The 5,318-nt window shown below is 53.7% G+C and carries 11 protein-coding genes; all 11 read left to right on the top strand.

Annotated features, from left to right (window positions below; translation table 11 throughout):
- Positions 1-434: phage terminase small subunit (gpM, locus tag ACKI5T_RS21760; RefSeq protein WP_407440131.1), on the top strand; the 434-nt coding region annotated here is incomplete at its 5' end.
- A gap of 99 nt (positions 435-533) precedes the next feature.
- Complete coding sequence (locus ACKI5T_RS21755) at positions 534-1,040, top strand: head completion/stabilization protein (RefSeq protein WP_234593444.1); 507 nt, start codon at positions 534-536, stop codon at positions 1,038-1,040.
- Positions 1,040-1,243: a tail protein X gene (locus tag ACKI5T_RS21750; RefSeq protein ID WP_407440129.1), complete on the top strand. Its 204-nt coding sequence runs from the start codon at positions 1,040-1,042 to the stop codon at positions 1,241-1,243. Before ACKI5T_RS21755 ends, ACKI5T_RS21750 begins: the two co-directional genes overlap by 1 nt.
- Positions 1,234-1,455 carry a hypothetical protein gene (locus ACKI5T_RS21745; protein ID WP_015960480.1) on the top strand — a complete coding sequence of 74 codons (222 nt, stop codon included), beginning with the start codon at positions 1,234-1,236 and terminating at the stop codon, positions 1,453-1,455. Before ACKI5T_RS21750 ends, ACKI5T_RS21745 begins: the two co-directional genes overlap by 10 nt.
- Entirely contained in the window at positions 1,439-1,948 is a 510-nt protein-coding gene (locus ACKI5T_RS21740; RefSeq protein WP_407440128.1) for a lysozyme, read from the top strand. The genes ACKI5T_RS21745 and ACKI5T_RS21740 overlap by 17 nt, the downstream gene beginning before the upstream one ends.
- Positions 1,945-2,370, top strand: coding sequence for an Rz-like lysis system protein LysB (gene lysB, locus ACKI5T_RS21735; RefSeq protein WP_407440127.1), 426 nt, complete (start codon positions 1,945-1,947; stop codon positions 2,368-2,370). The genes ACKI5T_RS21740 and lysB overlap by 4 nt, the downstream gene beginning before the upstream one ends.
- A complete protein-coding gene (gene lysC / locus ACKI5T_RS21730) occupies positions 2,258-2,503 on the top strand; it encodes an Rz1-like lysis system protein LysC (protein WP_407440125.1) in 246 nt (81 codons plus the stop codon). The genes lysB and lysC overlap by 113 nt, the downstream gene beginning before the upstream one ends.
- Complete coding sequence (locus ACKI5T_RS21725; RefSeq protein ID WP_407440124.1) at positions 2,466-2,933, top strand: phage tail protein; 468 nt, start codon at positions 2,466-2,468, stop codon at positions 2,931-2,933. Before lysC ends, ACKI5T_RS21725 begins: the two co-directional genes overlap by 38 nt.
- Complete coding sequence (locus ACKI5T_RS21720; protein ID WP_407440122.1) at positions 2,926-3,390, top strand: phage virion morphogenesis protein; 465 nt, start codon at positions 2,926-2,928, stop codon at positions 3,388-3,390. The genes ACKI5T_RS21725 and ACKI5T_RS21720 overlap by 8 nt, the downstream gene beginning before the upstream one ends.
- 220 nt (positions 3,391-3,610) lie before the next feature.
- Positions 3,611-4,402 (top strand): acyl-ACP--UDP-N-acetylglucosamine O-acyltransferase, encoded by a 792-nt coding sequence (gene lpxA, locus ACKI5T_RS21715; protein WP_407440120.1) that lies wholly within the window; start codon positions 3,611-3,613, stop codon positions 4,400-4,402.
- Between the two features lie 421 nt (positions 4,403-4,823).
- A partial coding sequence (locus ACKI5T_RS21710) for a phage baseplate assembly protein V (RefSeq protein WP_407440118.1) occupies positions 4,824-5,318 on the top strand: 495 nt, incomplete at its 3' end.

The raw sequence follows: 5,318 nt of genomic DNA, 5'->3' as shown, positions 1-5,318 counted from the left end.
TGACCTGGGGACTCACGATGCCGGTCGGCGGCCACCGTCGCACCACGCCGTATCTGCTGGCCGAAGAAGTTGCGCTTTCTGCGCAGCGCCTGCGCGATGCGAATCAGTCACCTGAGCTGGCGCTGCTGTTCGATACCCTCGCACTGACTGAGCGTGCAGATATGCCCGATATCGTGCGCGCGAAGCTGCACAAAATCACCGGCTACGTGCAGCGCGATGCGGGGCAATTGCCCGAGGCACTGGCGCACCTGCAGCGTGCGATCCAGTTAGAGCGAACTATCGGCGTGAAAAAGGATATCGAACAGCTTGAGCGCCAGCTTAAACCGAAGCCAGAGCCCGCGCCCAAAACGACTAAACCACGCACGCGCAAACCTGCCGCTAAACCGGCGGCACGGCGCGGACGTCCTCCTAAAGCGGCAAAAGCCGCAGGTTAACCGAACGCTCCCCGAGCCGGGCGGCACGCCGGTCAATGTGGGTATTGATTACCCTGTCTGCGACCGGCGTCCACCGCCCACCTATTTTCCGAGGTTGTCATGACGACACTGATTATTGAGCCCAAAACAACGCCGCAGGACGTGCCGGGCGTGGTGATACCGCCACCGGGCGTGAGCGAGCCGGTGATTAAAAACACGGGATTTTTCCCTGATGTAGACCCGAAGCGCGTGCGCGAAGAAATGCGCCTTGAGCAGACCGTTTCGCCTGTGCGCCTGCGCCGCGCAATTAAGACCGCCATCGCGGAGACCAATGCGGAGCTGCGCGACTGGCGCGACCGCCAGCTCGACGCCGGTCACGCCACGCTCGCGGATGTCCCGACCGACGAGCTCGACGGCGAAAGCGTGCGCTGCTTCCACTATTTCAACGCCGTATGCGCGATGACGACCGCCACGCTTTACGAGCGTTATCGCGGTGTGGATGCGACCAGCAAGGGCGACAAAAAGGCCGACAGTATCGACAGCACTATCGATGAAATGTGGCGGGATATGCGCTGGTCAGTGGCGCGCATTCAGGACAGGGCGCGCTGCATTGTGGGGCAAATCTGATGAAGGTCTATGCGATGCAGGGCGACACCCTCGACGCGGTTTGCGCCCGGTATTACGGGCGTACTGAGGGCGTGGTCGAGACGGTGCTGCAGTCGAATCCGGGGCTGTCGGAGCTGGGCGTCATCCTCCCGCACGGCACAGCGATAGAACTGCCCGAGACCGACAGCGCCCCGAAAACCGAGACGGTGAATCTATGGGACTGAACATGGAAAAAATCACGACGTTTGTCGCCTACTGGCTGGCCGTGGGAGTGGCGTATTTCGGGGCGATGTCACCCGAAAAGCTGGCGCTGTATGTCGGCGGTGGCTGCGCCATTTTTACCGCGCTGACGAATTACTGGTTTAAGCGCAAAACCTATCGCTATCTGATTTCGCTCGGACTCGATAAGGGGGCTATTCGTGAGCTCAATCATTAAAAAATGCAGTGTGGCCGCTGTGCTGGCGCTGGCGGCGCTGATGCCTGACTTTCGTCTGCTGAACACCTCGCCCGAGGGGCTGGCGTTACTCGCTGACCTCGAAGGATGTCGCCTGACACCTTACCAGTGCAGCGCGGGCGTATGGACGTCAGGCATCGGCCACACTGCCGGTGTCACGCCGAAAGGGGATATCACCGAGCGACAGGCGGCGGCGAACCTCGTCGCGGATGTGCTCAATACCGAGCAACGGCTCGCCGTGTGCGTGCCGGTGAAGATGCCGCCGCGCGTCTATGACGCGCTGGTCAGTTTTGCCTTCAACGTCGGAACCGGCGCGGCCTGTCGCTCGACGCTGGTCTCGTTTATCAAACGTCAGCAGTGGTGGCAGGCGTGTGACCAGCTTACCCGCTGGGTGTATGTGAATGGTGTTAAAAACAAAGGGCTTGAGAACCGCCGCGAGCGGGAACGGGCTTACTGTGTTAAGGGGCTGCAATGAAAGTGCTGATGATTCTGCTTGCCGGGTTGCTCGGCGGGGTGCTGTGGCTGCGCCATGACAACGCGAATTTATCCCGCTCGTTTGAGAAAGCGAACCGGGTCGCCAGCGAGCAAAAGACCACTATCGGGATGCTGAAAAATCAGCTTGCCGTGTCACAGCGTATTGCCAGGAAGAATGAGACTGCGCAGGTCAGGCTCAGTGACGAGTTAAACGCCGCCGGTGAGCTGGCGACCCGACGGGAACAAACCATTACGAGGTTACTCAATGAAAACGAGGATTTACGCCGCTGGTATCGCGCTGAGTTGCCTGATGCTGTGCGCCGCCTGCACACCCGCACCGCCTGCTCCTCCGCCGGTCACTGTTTACAACGCCTGCCCGACAGTGAGCCTCTGCCCGATGCCGGGAAGCGAGCCGCTCAGTAACGGCGATTTAAGTGCCGATATCCGCAGGCTTGAGCACGCGCTCACGGCCTGCGCGCTCAAGGTCGAAACCATTAAAGACTGTCAGGATAAAACAGATGCAGAAAATGAAAAGCCTGCGCAAGGCGCTCACTGACGCCGTACCGCAGCTAAAAACCAACCCCGAAATGATGCGTATCTTTGCGGATGAGGGGAATATCGATGCGCGTCTCTCGGCCTCGCTGTCGCACGAAAAGATTTACACCCTGAATGTGATCGTGTGTGATTTTGTTGGCGACCCTGATTTGATTTTTGTGCCGGTGGCGGCATGGCTGCGTGAGAACCAGCCGGATATCTGCACCACGGATGAGGGGCGCAAAAAGGGCTACCGGTTCCAGATGGATTTGAACGACGGTGACAACGTCGATATCAGTATCAGCCTGCAGCTCACCGAGCGCACGCTCGTCAGGGAGGAAAACGGTGCGCTGCACGTCAGCTATGCGCCTGAGCCGCCCCTGCCCGAGCCTGTGACGCCGCCAACCGAGCTTTATCTCTTTGGTGAACTCGTGAGCAAGTGGGATGAGTGAATTAAAGCCCTTTGACGATAAGCTCGCCGGGCTGATTGGCGCACTGTCACCGTCAGGCCGTCGAAAGCTGGCCGGTGAAATTGCGAAGCAACTGCGCAGGTCGCAACAGCAAAGAATAAAACAACAAACTGCCCCGGATGGCACGCCGTATCAGGCGCGAAAGCGTCAGCCGATCAGGGCAAAAAAAGGGCGTATTAAAAGGGCGATGTTTCAGAAGCTGCGAACCAGCCGCTACATGAAAGCCCGTGGCCGCAATGATACTGCTGTGGTGGAGTTTACCGGTAAGGTGCAACGTATCGTGCAGATCCATCAGTACGGACTTAAAGACAGGCCAGCCCCTAATAGTCAGGATGTTCAGTATCCACAGCGTGAGTTGCTGGGATTTAGTCGTGCTGATAAAAAATATATTGAGGAGCTGATAGTTGATTACCTTGGGGATGGTTCAATCTTTGAATAATTTCGGATGGGAATTTTGCATTTCATTATGATAGTATTTAAAGCGCTTGAATAGCCAGGTTATAGCAGAAACTGTTCTTGCCAAGACATTCGCTACGTAACGATATTACGAGTATTCTGTAGCTTGATAAAAGTGTTAGCGTTACCTTATGGCTGTTCCAGAACGGTAGCCAACGTAACGTTTTTTGGACGATAAGCATTCTAGCTATCAGGAAATATAAATGACGATCTCTTCTACTGCACGCGTTTCGAGTAGCAGTATCATAGCACCAGGCGCAGTGATCGAGGCACATGTCAATATCGGTCCATTTTGTATTATTTCTGCGGATGTTGTTATTGGTGAGGGAACTATTATAGGGTCCCATTCAGTTATTAATGGATTTACAGTTATCGGGTGTGATAATCAGATTGGGCAGTTTTCATCGATAGGTGAAGTGAATCAAGATCTAAAATATAAAAATGAGCCAACCAAGTTAATTATAGGAGATCGTAATACTATTGGTAACAATGCAACAATCCATCGAGGTACGAAGCAAGATAATAATTACACTATAATTGGTGACGATAATATTCTTCTGAATAACGTTCACATTGGGCATGATTGCACCATTGGTAATAGTACGAACATTGGTGATAACAGCGGCCTGGCCGGACATGTTGCACTGGGCGATGGTGCTGTGGTCGGATTCATGTGCGCAATCCATCAATTCTGTGTATTAGGTGCATATGCAAATGTTGCGCATCATTCAGGTGTAACTCAGGATATACCACCATTCGTTTATGCTAGCGGTAACTATGCTGCACCCACCGGAATAGACACCACATCCAGATATTTTACTGGGCCGAGGCAGGATGAACAGAAGTTAATTCAAAGTTTTTACGACATACTTTACAACAAATCACTATCGTTACATGAAGCGAAAGCTATTTTAAAAGAGAAGTTAAATAATCATCCTGTTGGCGAACTGTTTGAATGGTTTTTCCAACGTTCAACGCGCGGAATTATCCGTTAGTAAAGTATGTATTTTAGTTGAGTGTGTGCCAGGTTTCGAATTGCAAGATGGATAACTATAATTAAAATTGAAGAGAGCCACCATCAGAAAAATGAGGGTTACGACCTTTGATAATAGTAGTTCGTTTTACATACAATAAATGAGAAATATCTTTAACTATTTATCGATTAATTGTTAAAAACTGGGGAGAGATTAAATGGTGAAGCAACTTCGATGAGCCATTTAATCCTGGTGATGTAACTGGCCTGGTCTCCACTAGCGCATTGGGTTGATAGTTACCTCCGCTACTGAGCAGTTTGTTTAAGCGAACGTCATTGCCAGACTAAAGCGAAATGTAGTGTCTTATTCGTTGCATGTTGTTTCATCCCTCACAAAACCCCGCTCGATTGCCGCTGGCCTTGCCCGGCGTCATCCTTTCCCCATGAACAATCTAACTTCTCTGCAGGATATCGCTCGCGCGATCCGCAACCTTATCCGCACCGGTGTCGTGACCGACGTCAATCACGATGCCGGGCTCTGTCGCGTCCAGACCGGCGGGATGCAAACCACCTGGCTTAACTGGCTGACTTCGCGCGCTGGTCGCTCGCGGGTGTGGTGGGCTCCTTCCGTTGGCGAGCAGGTGCTGATTCTCGCTATCGGTGGCGAGCTCGATACCGGCTTTGTGTTGCCCTCCATTTTCTCTGATGACCATCCCGCGCCGTCCGTGTCGCCGGATGCGCTTCACGTTGCCTTTCCTGACGGGGCGGTCATTGAGTACGAACCTCAAAGCGGGGCGCTCACCGTGTCCGGGATTAAGACCGCCGATGTCACTGCGTCGGAGTCCATTGCGGCCACCGTGCCGGTGGTACTGGTTAAAGCCTCGACCCGCATCACGCTCGATACGCCCGAAGTGGTCTGCACTAACAAGCTCATCACC

Origin of the sequence: Lelliottia sp., assembly GCF_045627565.1 — a bacterium.
In the GTDB taxonomy this organism is placed as follows: Bacteria; Pseudomonadota; Gammaproteobacteria; order Enterobacterales; family Enterobacteriaceae; genus Enterobacter.
The sequence above is the reverse complement of the archived record's forward strand: the minus strand, read 5'-3'. Positions and strand labels throughout refer to the sequence as shown.

Coding starts and splice junctions, on each gene's coding strand:
- ACKI5T_RS21755 (WP_234593444.1), top strand. CDS start 534: ATGACGACACTGATTATTGAGCCCAAAACAACGCCGCAGGACGTGCCG.
- ACKI5T_RS21750 (WP_407440129.1), top strand. CDS start 1,040: ATGAAGGTCTATGCGATGCAGGGCGACACCCTCGACGCGGTTTGCGCC.
- ACKI5T_RS21745 (WP_015960480.1), top strand. CDS start 1,234: ATGGGACTGAACATGGAAAAAATCACGACGTTTGTCGCCTACTGGCTG.
- lysB (WP_407440127.1), top strand. CDS start 1,945: ATGAAAGTGCTGATGATTCTGCTTGCCGGGTTGCTCGGCGGGGTGCTG.
- lysC (WP_407440125.1), top strand. CDS start 2,258: ATGCTGTGCGCCGCCTGCACACCCGCACCGCCTGCTCCTCCGCCGGTC.
- ACKI5T_RS21725 (WP_407440124.1), top strand. CDS start 2,466: ATGCAGAAAATGAAAAGCCTGCGCAAGGCGCTCACTGACGCCGTACCG.
- ACKI5T_RS21720 (WP_407440122.1), top strand. CDS start 2,926: ATGAGTGAATTAAAGCCCTTTGACGATAAGCTCGCCGGGCTGATTGGC.
- lpxA (WP_407440120.1), top strand. CDS start 3,611: ATGACGATCTCTTCTACTGCACGCGTTTCGAGTAGCAGTATCATAGCA.